The 16,571-nt window shown below is 43.1% G+C and carries 13 protein-coding genes; 7 read left to right on the plus strand and 6 right to left on the minus strand.

The window, feature by feature from the left end; all coding sequences use genetic code 11:
* Positions 1 to 276: 276 nt before the first annotated feature.
* Complete coding sequence (locus tag V7R39_RS05450) at positions 277 to 2,274, plus strand: methyl-accepting chemotaxis protein (protein ID WP_334029012.1); 1,998 nt, start codon at positions 277 to 279, stop codon at positions 2,272 to 2,274.
* 87 nt (positions 2,275 to 2,361) lie between these two features.
* Here V7R39_RS05450 and fldA read toward each other — a convergent pair whose 3' ends face one another.
* The 5 genes from fldA to V7R39_RS05475 form a co-directional block, all read right to left on the minus strand.
* The gene (fldA, locus tag V7R39_RS05455) at positions 2,362 to 2,886 is read right to left on the minus strand and encodes a flavodoxin FldA (protein WP_163107257.1); all 525 of its coding nucleotides are present in this window, start codon (positions 2,884 to 2,886) and stop codon (positions 2,362 to 2,364) included.
* Between the two features lie 30 nt (positions 2,887 to 2,916).
* Positions 2,917 to 3,135 carry a DUF2788 domain-containing protein gene (locus V7R39_RS05460; RefSeq protein WP_032095830.1) on the minus strand — a complete coding sequence of 73 codons (219 nt, stop codon included), beginning with the start codon at positions 3,133 to 3,135 and terminating at the stop codon, positions 2,917 to 2,919.
* Positions 3,136 to 3,287: 152 nt separating this feature from the next.
* Positions 3,288 to 4,064, minus strand: coding sequence for an alpha/beta fold hydrolase (locus V7R39_RS05465; protein WP_334029021.1), 777 nt, complete (start codon positions 4,062 to 4,064; stop codon positions 3,288 to 3,290).
* Positions 4,065 to 4,153: 89 nt separating this feature from the next.
* Positions 4,154 to 4,552: an H-NS histone family protein gene (locus tag V7R39_RS05470; RefSeq protein ID WP_334029025.1), complete on the minus strand. Its 399-nt coding sequence runs from the start codon at positions 4,550 to 4,552 to the stop codon at positions 4,154 to 4,156.
* Positions 4,553 to 4,706: 154 nt separating this feature from the next.
* Positions 4,707 to 6,356, minus strand: a complete 1,650-nt coding sequence (locus V7R39_RS05475; protein WP_334029028.1) for an electron transfer flavoprotein-ubiquinone oxidoreductase — start codon at positions 6,354 to 6,356, stop codon at positions 4,707 to 4,709.
* A gap of 371 nt (positions 6,357 to 6,727) precedes the next feature.
* Between V7R39_RS05475 and V7R39_RS05480 the strand changes: the two genes are divergently transcribed.
* Positions 6,728 to 7,480 (plus strand): electron transfer flavoprotein subunit beta/FixA family protein, encoded by a 753-nt coding sequence (locus tag V7R39_RS05480; protein WP_334029031.1) that lies wholly within the window; start codon positions 6,728 to 6,730, stop codon positions 7,478 to 7,480.
* On the plus strand, positions 7,477 to 8,403 hold the full coding sequence (locus tag V7R39_RS05485; protein WP_334029033.1) for an electron transfer flavoprotein subunit alpha/FixB family protein: 927 nt from the start codon (positions 7,477 to 7,479) through the stop codon (positions 8,401 to 8,403). The genes V7R39_RS05480 and V7R39_RS05485 overlap by 4 nt, the downstream gene beginning before the upstream one ends.
* 153 nt (positions 8,404 to 8,556) lie before the next feature.
* Here V7R39_RS05485 and V7R39_RS05490 read toward each other — a convergent pair whose 3' ends face one another.
* Positions 8,557 to 8,865, minus strand: a complete 309-nt coding sequence (locus tag V7R39_RS05490) for an isoamylase early set domain-containing protein (RefSeq protein ID WP_269519848.1) — start codon at positions 8,863 to 8,865, stop codon at positions 8,557 to 8,559.
* A 309-nt stretch (positions 8,866 to 9,174) separates the two neighbouring features.
* Between V7R39_RS05490 and V7R39_RS05495 the strand changes: the two genes are divergently transcribed.
* The 4 genes from V7R39_RS05495 (at position 9,175) to V7R39_RS05510 (ending at position 16,509) form a co-directional block, all read left to right on the plus strand.
* Positions 9,175 to 10,422, plus strand: coding sequence for an efflux RND transporter periplasmic adaptor subunit (locus V7R39_RS05495; RefSeq protein ID WP_334029036.1), 1,248 nt, complete (start codon positions 9,175 to 9,177; stop codon positions 10,420 to 10,422).
* Complete coding sequence (locus V7R39_RS05500; RefSeq protein ID WP_334029038.1) at positions 10,419 to 13,568, plus strand: efflux RND transporter permease subunit; 3,150 nt, start codon at positions 10,419 to 10,421, stop codon at positions 13,566 to 13,568. The genes V7R39_RS05495 and V7R39_RS05500 overlap by 4 nt, the downstream gene beginning before the upstream one ends.
* A gap of 228 nt (positions 13,569 to 13,796) precedes the next feature.
* On the plus strand, positions 13,797 to 15,899 hold the full coding sequence (locus tag V7R39_RS05505) for a prolyl oligopeptidase family serine peptidase (RefSeq protein WP_438823516.1): 2,103 nt from the start codon (positions 13,797 to 13,799) through the stop codon (positions 15,897 to 15,899).
* A gap of 253 nt (positions 15,900 to 16,152) precedes the next feature.
* Positions 16,153 to 16,509, plus strand: coding sequence for a hypothetical protein (locus tag V7R39_RS05510; RefSeq protein WP_334029042.1), 357 nt, complete (start codon positions 16,153 to 16,155; stop codon positions 16,507 to 16,509).
* Positions 16,510 to 16,571: the final 62 nt, after the last annotated feature.

Here is a 16,571-nt window from a genome sequence, read left to right on the forward strand (position 1 = left end):
ATTATAGGTAACTTGTAGCGATTTTAAAGTAAAACTCAGGTTTCTTTAAACGTATGAACGATTTTTGTTCTTAATTCGAATAGTGGGCAAGTAGTAAAGGTGTATTAAGTTTAGCGTTTAAAAGTAGAGATTGTTCATTAAGTGCAGGATAAGAAACATAAATATGTAAAATAGATATAAACTTTTGGTGCATTGAATTTACATACTGTTAAACTAGAATTGAGAGAGTATTATGACACTCCTTGCTTTTGTCGGGCGTACTTGTTGGATTCTATTATGCAGTTAACAATAATAAATAAAATAACGTTAGGCTTTGGTCTCTTCGGATGCTTACTTCTATTTACCAGTGTTTTATCTTACTTTGGCCTTAACGATATCCGCAAATCTGCAGAAGATGTGGTTGAGCGAAAAATGCCTGAGCAAACCAGCATGGTAAGAGTGAAAACAGAAATTTTGTCCTTATCTGTTATCACCGCAAACGGCTTCCATGTGGAAAACGCTGCTTCATTCGAAAAGAATAAAGCATTGTTTGATGCTTTATCTTCTGAATTCACAGAAGATCTTGATAACCTCAAATCGTTAATGCCCTCAAATGGCGATGCTCAAAAAGCAATTGCAGATAGTCTTCATTACGTAGATAGCAGCAATAAAATGTATGCGGCTATAAAATCGCGTATGGAAGTAGAGGCGCAGCTGCAAAGCCAACTTGAACAAGTGCTAATGGTGGCCGACGAGGCCAGTGCACTTATGCTTGACCTTTCTTACATCGACTCTAACGACCCAGGTATAGAAACATTAATTGGCGCTGGCACCGCCATAGATAATAAGCTTCTCACAATCAATGACTCATTTATCGAATTAGCAGAGTCTAATCGCTCAGAAGAAAGCCTAGGGATTATTGATGATTTAAGTTATCAACTCAGTAACCTTCAGGTAGATAAAGACTATATAAATAGGTTAGCAAGCGGAATAGACGACGGTGGCACGGTGAGTGCGTTTAACGAGCAATACGATGCCTTACTGGTCGCTGTCGACAAGTTAACAGCGCTGCAAAAAGCAAAGCTAGACATGATTGAAAACACGGTAAAAGAGAGAAGCAATGCGACCTCATCGCTTAATACGGCCCTAGACGACATCAACGCATTATTTAAACGAGTTCAAGCTCAAGCGTTAAGCGGGCAAAACGCAATTTTAGAATCGGTACAGGCTAACTTAGTTAAAAATACTATTGTTGCTGTATTTGGCCTTATTACCGCTATCGTACTGGCAGTTGTGGTTACCCGCAGTATCTCAAAACCACTTAGCCGCATTAATCGCGGTTTGAGTTTATTGAGCAAGGGTGATCTAAGCCAGAAGCTACCTGAAAAAGGTAATGATGAGTTTTCAGCACTGTCTGCCAAAGTGAATAGCCTGACCGATAGCCTGAGAGAGCTGGTTGGGAATATTTTAGAGCAGGAAACGCGGTTAATTGAAATAGCGAAAGAGAGCGTAGAATTAGGTGATAAGAGCCTAGTCGATGTGGATGACCAACGAGAGCAAGTCACGGTTACGTCCACCAATACGCAACATGTACAGGAAAAAAGCCGCAGTAACCTTAAACAAATTAATCAGGCAATGTCTGCGCTACGGGATATTACCAATCAGAGTCAAGACATTGGTCACCTTGTAGAGCGAAATAGACAGCAAGTAGACAGCCAAGCTAAACAGGCTGAAACATCTGCAGAGATTATCGCCCGGTTAGATGATAACTCTCGCAGCATTGGTAGCATACTTGATGTTATTAAAACCATTGCAGAACAAACTAATCTACTGGCGCTTAACGCAGCCATAGAGGCTGCCAGAGCAGGGGAGCAAGGACGTGGGTTTGCTGTTGTTGCCGATGAAGTAAGAACCTTAGCAAATCGAACTCATGACTCAACTGAAGAAATTGAGCAGATGATTGGCAATTTACAAAAAGATGCTGCTGAAGCGGTTAAAGCCATTGAATCTGGGAAAGAGCAGGCAAAGGGCAGCGTTGATATTACCCACCAGGTTGCAGAGCAGGTAAAAAATATTCGGGAAATTATCGAGCAGCTAAGCAACATCAACGAGCATATTGTCACCGATACCGAACAGCAGGACGTGTTGTTAGCCGACGTAGCGCAAAGCTTAAACACCATTGTCAGCTTGGCAGACTCCAGTGCTCAAAGCACAAGGCAGTCTAACGAATCCACCATGAAGTTAGATGCGCAAACTGAAAGCTTGCGAAAAGCGGTTGAGCGTTTTCAATTGTAAACGAAAACATAATGTCAGAAATAAAATGCCAGGCACAAAAAAACCGCTCACCATGAGCGGTTTTTTTATTTAACAAACTGGCGTTGCTTACGCGAGTTCAGCGAGACAAAGTTCGTCGTGAATTTGCTTACACCACGCTTTCACTCGAGAGTCAGTGAGCTCTGGCTGTCTGTCTTCGTCTATACCAAGGCCTACAAAGTGGTTGTCGTCGGCCATGCCTTTAGACGCTTCAAAGTCGTAGCCATCTGTAGACCACTGACCAACAAGAATTGCGCCTTTCGCTTCAACGATATCGCGCACCATACCCATGGCATCTAGAAAATATTCAGCGTAGTCTTCTTGATCGCCACAACCGAAAATTGCCACTAGCTTATCGTTAAAGTCGATGCCCTCTAGCTCTGGGAAAAAGTCGTCCCAATCGCACTGTGCTTCTCCGTAATACCACGTTGGTATTCCGAAAATAAGAAGGTCAAACTCGGCAATATCTTCTTTACTGCTCTTAGCAATGTCTTTAACGTCAATGAGTTGCTTACCTAATTCTTTTTGAATCATCTTCGCTACGTGTTCGGTATTACCCGTGTCACTGCCGAAAAATAGGCCAACGCTCGCCATAACTAACCTCTATTAATCATTTCTGTCTGTTTAAACGCCTGAATTAAGCCAGAACCATTCGATGAGTCCCTTTGCTAGAAACCCCACGGCACCTAGGCCAAGCACGCCATAGGTCACTACTTTACCAATAAGAGGGACATCGTTCTTACGCAATACATCGTGCACAGCAAAGCCCATCAATGCAAAAAGTATTGCAAGGCCGCCGTAAAGCATAATGGACTCTATTAGTTCATAGTTTTCTGCAAGCATGGTTTCGTTAATTCAATATCAGTAATCTACAAAATCTGCGCGAATGATATCACAATATGCGAATGTGTAAGAGACCAAAACATTCAAAAATATGTAATAGTATTCGCTGTCAGTGCAAGTTTAATAAGAGATTGTTTTGTAAATACAAAAAATCAATTTTTTTGTAACATTCTCTCTACAATTGCATTAAAAGCCGCAGGCTTTTCTGCATGCAGCCAGTGCCCGACACCTTCGATAATATGCGCTTTAGCATTCGGGAAATAGGTACCGATAGCGGATTTATGATCCGCGGTGATGTAATCGGAATTTCCCCCTTTTATAAATAGGGTAGGCCCGTTAAATTGTTTAGACGTTTGTCGCCAGTCTACTATATGAGGGTAGCTCTCTATCAGCCCTGCTAAATTAAAACGCCAAGACCATTTACCTTCGTCTGTTTTGTACAAGCTTTTAAGTAAGAATTGTCGTACACCAGGTTCCTCAATAAACTCAGCCATTGCAGTTTCAGCGTCTTTTCTACCTTGAATGTCATCTAACGGAACTGCATTTAAACCATTAAATATGCTGTAATGCCTGTGGTTGTATGCAACTGGCGCAATATCAGCCACAACAAGATGGCTCACTTTCTCTGGGTAGTTAAGTGCATACTGCATTGCGACTTTGCCACCTAAAGAATGACCTAGTATGGCTACACTCGAAAGGGAAAGTGTTTCGACAATATCGTTAATGGCATTGGCTGCGTTAATGACGTCAAATCCACTTGTCCACTTCGATTCACCGTGGTCAGGAAGGTCGATGCTTACAATATTGTATTGTTTTTCAAAATGCCGTTTAATTATTGCTAAATTATCAGCGCTTCCAAATAATCCATGAATTAAAAAAAGCCATGACGATGAATTATCGCATTGAGATATTTTGTAATTTATATCCACGTAGTCGCCAAATAAATTGATGAAATAAAGAGGCCTGCAATACAGACCTACATAAATGTAATTAATAACAGTATGTATTAAGGCATGCCTTAATTAATTGAAAAGCTATCCAACGATTTACCGCTATCGAGGGCGTCTTTATAAACCCGTGGCATTCTGCCAATGCCGGTCCATGGATGCTCAACGCCTTTTTCGTCTACAAGCTTATATTTAACCGGGCGTTTTTTACCTGTTTTCTTGCTTGTCTCGTTACTTAGAGCCTGTAGGTCTTCAACATTTAAACCAGCTTCTTCCATTTGTTGTTTAATAGCAGCCAGTTTTTCCCGTTTTTGCTGTACTTCTTTTTCTTGTTCTAACGCTTTTTCTTTTCTTTTATCTACAATATTTGCTAGTTTTTCTTGAACTTCTTCCAGTTCTTCAATGCTTAATTCCTTTACGGCACCTTGTAAACGTCTTCCATGGGTTAAAATATCTAAAAATTCACTCATTAATTAACCTTAGTACGTTGGGTGTAAATTCCTAATGATAATAATTAATAAACGGGCAAAAAAAAAGCGAGCAGAGCCCACTTTTTAATTTAATACGATGTACAGTGTAATTCAGTCGCTAAAAAGCAAACCTTTACACAAATCGACTCAACATTTACATATTTGGATAATTAGGACCGCCCGTACCTTCAGGCACTACCCATTTTATGTTCTGGCTAGGGTCTTTAATATCGCAGGTTTTGCAGTGTACACAGTTTTGCGCATTAATCTGAAAACGCTTTTCACCTTCATCTTCAATAATTTCATAAACACCAGCAGGGCAATAACGTTGAGCAGGCTCTGCAAATTTCGGTAAGTTTATCTGAATTGGAATAGAAGGATCTTTCAATTGCAAATGACAGGGTTGATCTTCTTCATGGTTTGTATTGGATAAAAACACAGAAGATAGTTTATCAAAGCTCAAAACGCCGTCTGGTTTTGGATAACTGATTTCTTGTGATTTATCCGCTTCGTTAAGCTGCGCATAATCTTTATGCTCATCTTTCATGGTAAAGGGTAAATTACCTTTAAAGAAATTTTGTTCTAAGGTGTTAAATGCACCGCCCCAGAAATTACCCAATTTATGAATTGCCGGGCCAAAGTTACGCGAACGGAATAATTCATCGTATACCCAAGATGATTTAAATTTGTCTGTGAAACTGGTTAATTCTTTAACTGGTGCTTCATTATTTTCTTTTATTGCTTCAAATATACTCTCAGCAGCCAACATGCCTGATTTCATGGCCGTATGGTTGCCTTTAATTTTCGCAAAGTTCAGTGTACCAGCGTTACAACCTACTAGTAGACCGCCAGGGAACGTCATTTTAGGCAGTGAATTAAACCCACCTTTTGCAATGGCGCGAGCGCCGTAAGAAACCCGCTTACCGCCTTCAAGGTATTGCTTAAATACCGAATGATGTTTTAGACGTTGGAACTCATCAAAAGGACTCAAGTAAGGGTTTTCATAGTTAAGGTCAACAATTAAACCCACAAACACTTGGTTATCTTCGGCGTGATACATGTAACTGCCGCCGGTAGCCTCATCTAGTGGCCATCCCGCACTGTGCACCACTAAACCTGGCTGGTGTTTGGCTGGGTCGATATCCCAGATTTCTTTAAAGCCAATGGCATAATGTTGTGGTGAACTGTCTTTATCTAGGTTGAAATGAGAAATAAGTTCTTTACCAAGGTGGCCTCTACAGCCCTCTGCAAATATCGTGTATTTCGCGCGAAGCTCCATACCCGGCATGTAGCCATCTTTATGCTCGCCATTTTCGCCAACGCCCATGTCGCCCGTTATTACACCACCAACGCTACCGTCTTCGTTGTAAATTGTTTCTGCGGCAGAAAAGCCAGGAAATACTTCAACGCCTAACTGTTCGGCTTGTTCTGCAAGCCAGCGGCAAACATTACCCATAGAGGCAATATAGTTGCCCTCATTATGCATGGTTTTTGGGGTAATACTGTTTGGCAGCTTTTTGGCCGAATTCTCATCGTTAAGTAGATAAATGTGGTCTTCAGTAACAGGCGTGTTAAGTGGCGCGCCTTTCTCTTTCCAATCGGGGAAGAGCTCATTCATGGCTCGAGGCTCAAAAACAGCACCCGAAAGGATATGTGCACCTACTTCGGAGCCTTTTTCGACTACGCAAACCATTAATTCTTGGTCATTTTCATTTGCAAGCTGCATTAGCTTACAAGCAGTTGATAGTCCAGCTGGGCCGGCACCGACGATGACTACGTCAAACTCCATCGATTCTCGTTCCACGGGAGGCTCCTTATGTTCGTATTTTTATAATGCACTATTGATGAAACAAATAATGCAATGTGTCAAAAACATGTAAATTAAATGTCGACCTGCAAGGTAATCCAGGTTGACGTTTACGTCAACAGTAAGTACATTGCATAGCAGTTTACGTTAACGTTAACTGACAACGCATTTTATGCGCTGGTAAACGTGGTGTTAACGCCTTTTTCGAGCTAGCCTTGTAAAAACGGACGTTCCACGGTTTCTTTTTTAACGTAATGTACTTTATTAAAGTTTCAAAAAGCGTGGTGAAGTAATACGTTTTTAATTTTTAATAGTTAATTATTAGTGAAACGTAGTAGACACCGACGAACTCTATAATTGAGGTAAATATGAAAATACTCGTACCGGTCAAACGCGCGATCGACTACAACGTTAAGGTAAGAGTGAAAGCCGATGAATCTGGCGTCGACCTTACTAATGCAAAAATGGCTATCAACCCGTTTTGTGAAATTGCTGTTGAAGAAGCAGTAAGATTAAAAGAGAAGGGGGTTGCCACTGAAATCGTTGTTGTTTCAATTGGCGATAAAAGCTGCCAAGAACAAATTCGCACGGCTTTGGCATTAGGTGCTGATCGCGGCATTCAGATTGATACCGATCAAAACCTAGATTCTTTGCAAGTTGCTAAGCTATTAGCAAAAGTTGTTGAAGAAGAAGCGCCTCAGCTGGTTATCCTAGGCAAGCAAAGCATCGACTCTGATAATAATCAGACGGGTCAAATGCTAGCAGCATTAACGGGAATGCCTCAAGGCACGTTCGCTTCTGAAGTAGCCATCGATGGTGAAAAAGTGCACGTTACACGTGAAATAGACGGCGGCCTTCAAACTGTAGCGCTTTCTCTTCCTGCGGTAGTAACCACAGACCTTCGCTTAAACGAACCTCGTTATGCGTCACTTCCTAATATCATGAAGGCAAAACGCAAGCCTCTAGATGTTAAAGCAGCGGCAGATTTTGGTGTAGCGCTAGAATCTCACGTGAAAGTGCTTAAAGTAACGCCACCGCCACAGCGCGAGGGTGGTATTAAGGTAGCAGACGTTGCTGAGTTAGTAGACAAACTTAAAAATGAAGCGAAGGTGATCTCATGACAGTACTTGTATACGCAGAACACGACAATGCGAGCCTAAAAACCGAAACTAATAAGCTAGTGCATGCTGCAAAGCAAATGGGTGGCGACATTCATGTATTGGTTGCTGGTGAAGGCTGTCAGGCGGTTGCTGATGCAGCGGCGCAAGTAGACGGCGTTACTAAGGTGTTGCTTGCAGACAACGCAGTTTATAAATATCAGCTAGCAGAAAATGTTGCCGACTTAGTGCTTGAACTAGCGGGCGATTATTCTCATGTCATTGCTGCAGCAACAACCACAGGCAAGAACTTCATGCCTCGCGTTGCGGCACTGCTCGATGTAGCCCAAATTTCAGATATTATTGGCGTAGAAAGCGAAGATACGTTTATTCGTCCTATCTATGCGGGTAATGCGATAGCGACTGTACAATCAGGTGACGCAAAGAAAGTTATTACTGTGCGAGCTGCGTCTTTCGATGCTGCTTCAACTGGCAATAGCGCTGAAGTTGCTGCTATCGACGTAGTAAAAGCAAACGAAAAGTCCGATTTTGTATCTGAAGAGCTTACAGAATCAGAGCGTCCTGAGCTTACTGCTGCCGATGTCGTTATTTCTGGCGGGCGCGGTATGCAAAACGGCGAGAACTTTAAGCTTCTTGAAGGTATTGCTGACAAACTAGGCGCAGCTATGGGTGCATCCCGTGCAGCCGTTGATGCCGGTTTCGTACCAAACGACATGCAAGTAGGCCAAACAGGAAAGATTGTTGCTCCTCAGCTTTATATTGCAGTGGGTATTTCTGGTGCCATTCAGCATCTTGCTGGTATGAAAGACTCTAAAGTTATCGTCGCTATTAACAAAGACGAAGAAGCGCCTATTTTCCAAGTTGCAGATTACGGCTTGGTGGGTGACTTGTTTGAAGTGCTTCCAGAATTGGAAGGCGCTATTTAATCAATTGTTAGCAGTATGTTTGTATAACATCTGACTGAATACCTGTTTGAATACAAGCGATAAAACGCAATAAAAAAGGGCTGCTTCTGCAGCCCTTTCTGTAGGGAATCTATAATTTTTCTAATTGTGCGTTAAAAGCGAACGATGAACGAATTACACGCGAACTACGGAGTTCTCTTCAAAACTAACTGGTGATGTTCTGTATGCATCGGCTTCCCAGTCATTTTCCCAGGTCTTACCGTCTAAAAGGTAGCGGAATTGATATTCGGCATCTTTTTCTAGATTCACTGTTAGCGTGAAGTCACCGCTTTTCAGCTTTTTCATCGACAGTGGCTTTTCGTCCCAGCCAGTGAAATCGCCGCAAAGCTCTGCGTTTTTCGCTTCTCCTGCTGCTTCCGCATTCAGTCGAAATGTCACTTTGCACACTGGTTTAGATTTAAGGTATTGCTTCTTAAGACTCATAATGTGTTTCTCTTCAACGTAGCGAAAATATTTTTTTAGAAAAAGTGTCTTTTCTAACGCTCTTTTTCAATTGAGCGCATAAATAATCACCGATTATCGAAAGTTTTTCAATCAGACTTTTTATTAGCCCAATAATTACTTATATTACCCGTGCTTTATTCAGCGATGCGATTTTCAGCGAAAAATACATAAAATCTAACAATCTATGTAAAGCAAAAAACAAGAAAAGTCAGTACACTGGTTACATACAATAATAAAATATCAGGTCTTCTTTAACAGGCCTTAGCAACACGTTCCTAGGGATAGAAAATGAAAAACTCCGGTTTAAAAAAGAGTGGTATACCACTTATTATTATTGTTGTTGCGTTCATTGCAGCAGCAATCATGATCAGCGCTAAAAAACCACCCGAACAGGTTCCCGTCGAGATACCGGCCTTTTTGGTAGACGCGCAAGAGGTGTCACCCGAGTCTATTAGTTTTGTCGTCAGTTCACAGGGTAACGTTGTCCCAAAACATCAAACTGCATTGAGTGCGCAGGTAAGTGGGCAAGTCGTCTCTCTATCTGACCATTTTGTAGTAGGGGGAACGTTCAAAAAAGGTGATGTGCTTGCTGTGCTAGAGCAAGAAGACTACATGACCGATATGAAGCTTGCTGAAGCTGAACTTGCGCAAGCTCAGGCTGCCCTACAAGAAGAAATTGCGAGAGGGAAAGTTGCTGAACAAGAATGGCGTTCAGTACGCAATTCAACGCCTCCCGAGTTAGGGTTACGCAAGCCGCAACTCGCCAAAGAACAAGCGAATGTAAAAGCCTCAGAAGCAAAATTAGAGCGTGCAAGACGTAACTTGGAGCGCACAAAAATAAAAGCGCCTTACAACGGTATTGTGGTCGAGCGAAATATCGATTTAGGTCAGTTTGTAACAATGGGAACGCCAATTGGTACAGTGTATTCAACTGATACGGCTGAGGTAAGGCTGCCAATCACCGATGGCGACTTAAGGTTTATCAGCATTGCCGACCAGTCATCAGACGGTGCAGAGGTTACTTTACGGGCCACAGTGGGCGGTGCAAAACGCAGTTGGACTGGGCGCCTAGTTCGCTCTGAAGGTATTTTGGATACCGGAAGTCGTGTCGTTTTTGCTGTAGTTGAAGTGACGTTGCCTTATCAAATTAATGACGAGCATGACTCTCCACTTCGATTTGGACAATTTGTTGAGGCCGAGATTACCTCAGGCAGAGATGAAAACTTAATAGTGCTTCCCCGCAATATTCTTCGTTTAGATAACACCATACTGACTGTGAATGAAAATCGCGAGCTTGAAATTGTTCCTGTGGATGTAACACGCACTACGGCTGAAGACGTGTTTATTAGCGGCGGTATAAACGAAGGCACTTTGGTAGTGACAAGTGCAGTACCTAACCCTTATAACGGAATGAAAGTTCGACTGCCAGGCGATGAAATAGTGTTAGCCGAAGAAGCTGAGCTAGATAAAGGCACTGATAAAAATTCAGATAAAGAAAAAATTAATACTGATACCTCAGAAGGTGGCAGCGAATGAGTCGTATAGATACACATAGCGGATTGATTGCTTGGTTTGCGCGCAACAACGTAGCAGCTAACTTATTGATGTGGCTATTGGTCGTTGGTGGCTTATTTGGTGCATTCTCAATTCAAAAACAAGTGTTTCCTAGTTTCGAAATTGATGTAGTCAATGTTCGAGTTCCTTATTTGGGCGCGGCGCCACAAGAAGTGGAAGAGGGCGTACTGCTGAAAATAGAAGAAGCCGTGAAGGAGCTTGAGGGAATTAAGCAGCTTAACGCTACTGCAGTTGAGGGCATGGGAACCGTCAGTATTCAAGTTGAAGAGGGCTACGACGTTAAGTCTTTGCTCGATGAAATTAAGGTTCAGGTTGATGCAATCCCCAGCTTTCCTGCCGATACGGAAAAGCCGGTTATATATCGACAAAAGATTCAGCAAGACGTTATCTGGGTATCGGTGTATGGGGATGCCACCGAGCGCGAGTTAAAAGAGTTTGCAAAAGACCTTCGCGATGATATTGCAAACCTGCCCGGCATATCGAGTGTTCAGGTGGTGGGTGCTCGCGATTATGAAATTTCAATCGAGCTTTCTGAGTCTGACCTGCAAAAATATAACCTCACCTTCGCCGATGTTGTGGCGCGTCTTAGCCAGTCAAGTATCGACTTGCCAGGTGGCTCAATAAGAACTGAAAATGGCGACATCTTATTAAGAACGAAAGGTCAGGCGTATACCGGTTGGGATTTTTCACAAATTATTTTAGTGTCAAACAGCAACGGTACTCGGGTAACTTTAGGCGATGTGGCTTACATTAACGATGGCTTTATCGAGAACAATCAGTACGCGTTATTTGATGGAAAGCCTGCGGTTAGTTTGCGTGTTCGCGCTGTGGGCGATCAAGATGCCTTAGAAATATCTGAGCAAGTTAACCAATACATCGACAAAGAAAAAGAGACGTTCCCTGCGCACATTACAGCAGACACATGGGGAGACAGCTCGTTTTACCTCGCTGACAGACTCAACATGATGCTAGAAAACATGTTTTTCGGTGCCTTGTTAGTTTTCTTGGTGTTGTCTCTGTTTCTCAAAATTAAGCTGGCGTTTTGGGTGATTATTGGGCTGCCTGTTTGCTTCTTGGGTACCTTGTTAGTGATGCCCTTAGACATGATTGGTGTCTCCATTAACATGCTTAGCTTATTTGCTTTTATATTAGTTCTGGGGATTGTGGTAGATGACGCCATTATTATGGGGGAGTCTGCGTATTCCGAAATAGACGCAAAAGGCCATAGCGCAGAAAATGTTATCGCTGGGGTCAAAAAGGTAGCAATGCCTGCAACCTTTGGTGTGTTAACAACCATTGCCGCATTCTCGCCAATGCTAATGGTATCAGGGCCCTTCGGCATTATTTGGAAAACCATCGGTATGGTGGTTATTGTTTGTCTTGTCTTCTCTCTCATAGAGTCAAAGCTGATATTGCCCGCGCATTTAGTGCACATGAAGCTGAAGCCATACGACCCGGCAAAAGCAAATAAATTTCAGCGTTTTAGAGACTTCTTCAGCGAAGGCATTAAGAAGTTTATTCACAATACCTATGCCCCATTTTTGGCTAAAGCAGTGAGAAACCGCTATACCACTGTAGCCACTTTCCTAGCCATGCTTATTCTAACGGTTGGTTTATTTGGCGGCGGGATTGTGCGGTTTGTATTTTTCCCCAGTATTCCAAGCGACTTTATGTCGGCAAGCTTTGAATTAGAACCTGGCTCCTCCATTGCTCAGCGCGACCGCGTGCTCGATACCCTTCGAGATGCCATGAGTAGAATGGACAAAAAGATTGAAGAAGAAACGGGTTCTAACGTTATTAAACACGCCATGACTTTCGATAACGGAAACTTGGGTGGTGAAATTTTTGCAGAGCTCACCAAAGGGGAAACTCGCACGCTGTCAGACTTTGATATTCAAGATCGCTGGCGTGAAGAAGTACCAGAAATTCCCGGTGTGAAAACTTTTAGCATTAGCTCGCCAGGTGGGCCAGGTGGTGGCGCCGATCTTAGCTTCGAATTTAGTTCTAGCGATATTAATGCGCTTCGCGCTATTACGGATGAAATAAAAGAAGTTCTTGATACCTACGAAGGCGTTACAGACATTAACGATACGTTCTCTGGTGGTAGCGATGAAATTCAGCTGGCGCTTAAGCCACAAGCGGATGCCCTTGGCATTACGCTGCAGCAGTTAGGGCAACAAGTTCGCTTTGGCTTTTACGGCGCAGAGGTACAGCGTATTCAGCGTGACGATGAAGAAATTAAAGTAATGGTGCGCTATCCAAAATCTGAACGCAGCTCAATTGAGCACCTTGAGAATATGCGCGTACGAGCGCCAAACGGCCAAGAGATCCCTTTTGAACAAGTCGCAACCTTCAATTTAGGTCAAGGCTTCGACTCTATCATTCGCGTTGACGGTAAACGCTCGGTTACCATTACAGGTGTAGTGGATAAGGCCTTAATGGACCCGTCTGAGGTAACGTATGATGTTGTAGATAACATTATGCCAGACTTACTTGCGCGCTACCCCAACGTTGAATTTAAGCTACAGGGTAATTCGAAAGAACAAGCCGACGCTATTTTTAGCCTAATGCAAGGACTGCTGTTTGCTCTGTTTGCCATTTATGCCCTGTTGGCGATTCCGCTTCGCTCTTACAGTCAGCCGCTTATTATTATGTCGGTAATACCGTTTGGCGTGGTGGGGGCTATTATTGGTCACTTGGTGCTTGGAATGGCGGTAAGCGTGCTGTCCATCTGCGGAATTATTGCGCTGTCGGGAGTTGTGGTAAACGACAGCCTAATTATGGTGGATTTTGTAAACCGGGCGCGTAAAGAGGGACTCTCGTTAATGGATGCCGCGATAAGTGCTGGTACGCAGCGCTTTAGGGCCATTATCCTGACTTCACTGACTACGTTTATGGGGCTGATGCCTATTGTATTTGAACGCAGCTTGCAGGCGCAAATTGTAATACCAATGGCCATTTCACTGGCGTTCGGTATTTTGTTTGCCACTGTTATTACACTGCTTCTTGTGCCTGCGCTGTACTTAATTCTTAACGACATAAGAATGATTTTTAAGGGTAAAAATAACGCGGCAAACAGTAATTCTGAAATTGAAAATGCAGGCTGATCTCAAAATGGCCGTGTTTTTAAGGAGAGTAATTTGATAATTAAATCAATGCGTTCATTTGCTGTGGTGTTAGCGGCTGGTGCTATGGTTGCCTGTAATTCGGCGTACCAATCTGATTCGGCCTCAAAAGATAGTGCAGACATCTCAAGCCTAAGCCCACAAGAAGTAAGCGCACAAGAAGCCAGCACGCAAGAAGCCAGCACGCAAGAAACAGGCACTTCTACTTTTATGCCTACGCTGTCTGTTACGTCGGGGGCTTACCCAACGACAAGAACGATTGCTCAGGTAGATAACTATCACGGGATAAGTGTCAACGACCCTTATCGATGGTTAGAAGCGCAAGATACACCCGAGGTGAAAGCGTGGGTTGATGCGCAAAATGCGTTAGCTAAACCGCTGTTAAGTGCGCTTCCATCTCACGAGCGCTATACAGAACGCCTAACTGCCCTTTGGGATTACGAGAAGTACTCTACACCTTATATGGTTAATTCGAAGGTGTTTTATACTTACAACAACGGGCTACAGAATCAGTATGTCATCTATGTGTCCGGCGATGCAGAAGGCGAAGGGAAAGGTGAAGGAAACTTCGACGTACTTATAGACCCCAACACGCTAAGTGATGATGGCACCGTGTCTATGTCCTCTACCGAGGTGAGCCCTCAAGCCAGTTATCTTGCCTATACACTGTCTGATGGCGGCAGCGATTGGAAAACAGTGCACGTACGTGATGTGAGTTCAAAGCTAGATACTAACGATATTTTAAGCGGTGTGAAGTTCACTAATATCGCTTGGTTGCCTGACGAAACGGGCTTTTACTATTCTCGCTATCCACAAGATGAAAACGGTGAGTATGACGATAGCCAAACCGTTTCGATTTACTTTCATCAATTAGGCACTGAGCAGCGCGAAGACAAGCTTATTTTCAAGTTTGATGATAAACCAACATGGAACCCGTATCCTGAGGTAATTCAAGGTGGAAAAACGCTGCTGATTTCCGTATTCGAAGGCTATCAGTCAAATGGTGTCTATGCAAAATCCCTTGCCGAAGACGGGCCTCTACTGCCAATTTTCGATAAATGGGATGGCAGATATGAGCTTATTGGTGAAGAAGGCAACACGCTCTTTTTCTCATCTACTGAAAACGCACCTACCGGAAAAGTAATTCAAGTTTCCCTAACGGATAACCCGGCAAGCGATACGTCATCAACGGGCAAAATTGTCAGTGAGAGAACCACCATCATACAAAGCAGTGACGCAACGCTTCGAGACGTATCGCTCTTTGGCGGCAAACTGTTCGTACAGTACTTAAAAGACGTAAAAGCAAACGTTGTTGTGTTTGACACCAAAGGCAATAAGCTAAAGGAATTGGCGTTTTCAGATATTGGTAATGTATCGGGCTTTAATGGCAGTAAAAACGCAGACTCGACATTTTATAAACTAACTGGTTTCACTAACCCTGGGCAGGTATTTAAATACGATTTAAACACCGGAACAAGCACGGTTTTTAAAACCATTGATACTGGCATCAATTACGACAACTACGTGACCAAGCAAGTATTCTATACCAGCAAAGATGGCACCCAAGTACCTATGTTTATTGTGCATAAAAAAGGCATAGAACTAGACGGCAATAACAAAACATTATTGTACGGGTATGGCGGTTTTAACATTTCTTTACTGCCAAGCTATTCTATCTCTCGCATGGTGTGGGTAGAACAAGGTAACGTGCTTGCTATCGCAAACATTCGCGGTGGCGGTGAATACGGCGAGCAATGGCACCAAGCTGGCACTAAATTAAACAAGCAAAACGTGTTTGATGACTTTATATCAGGCGCAAATTTTCTGATTGATAAGGGCTACACGTCAAGCCAAAAACTCGCGGTACAGGGCGGTTCAAACGGAGGCTTATTGGTTGGTGCTGTTATCACTCAACGACCAGATTTATTTGCGGCGGCTTTACCGGCGGTGGGCGTGTTAGACATGTTGCGCTATCACACGCCAAGTGCCAATGCCCGGGCATGGTCTTCAGACTATGGGTTGAGTGAAAACAAAGAACAGTTTGAAGCGCTATATGCTTATTCGCCGTTACACAACACAAAAGCAGGCACGTGTTACCCTGCGACTATGATAACCACAGGCGATCACGACGATAGGGTTGTACCTTGGCACAGTTATAAATTTGCTGCTCAGCTACAAGCTGACCAAGGTTGTGATAACCCCATACTGCTAAAAGTTGAGACCAGAGCAGGTCATGGTGCTGGCACGCCCACGTGGATGCGTATTCAGGGCTATGCCGACCAATGGGCATTTTTAGAGTCTGCTTTGAACTAGGTTTTTATGCCCTGATGACCAACTAAAATTTAAATACTTTACTCTATATTTGAAAGCCGCTCTTATGAGCGGTTTTTTTGTTTGCATTTCGTACGAATACACATATACTGTATATATACAGTATGGTTTAAAATGACTCGATTTAAAATGGTGCCGCCCTTTCTTACTTCTGCAACTATGTGGAAAAACCATGTAGAAAAACTATGTAGAAGGCGCGTTCCGATGATGATTAAGCGTTGGCAGGAGATACGATATGCAAACAGGTATTAAGTCAGTAGATACGTTAATTACTAAATATGGCATTTTAGTGAGTCCTGGTGCAGATGAATTTCAACGTCGTGTGCGACTGACAGGCGGTGACGAAAGAGCAAACAACTTGCCGTTTTGCATGTACCAAAAAGTAGCGCATGCACCGTTATCGAAGTGTTTCAATGTTCACCACTTCTACTTGCCTTCACACAAAGGAAAACTGGCTAGTTTTTTGTTTGATGAAAAAGGTAACCTGATAGAACAGGTATACTATCAACGTGTAGCGCGTTGGGTGAAGGTATGTAGAAAGTTAGAGCAGTTAGTAAAACGCGCTAAGCAAGACGTTCAATTGGCGGCATAATTGGAGAGATTGCGCAGATAAAAGTGCGCAGCGTTTGTATTGCGCATAAAAAACGGTAGCCA

It is taken from the genome of Alteromonas sp. P256, from assembly GCF_036864455.1.
Taxonomy (GTDB): domain Bacteria; phylum Pseudomonadota; class Gammaproteobacteria; order Enterobacterales; family Alteromonadaceae; genus Alteromonas.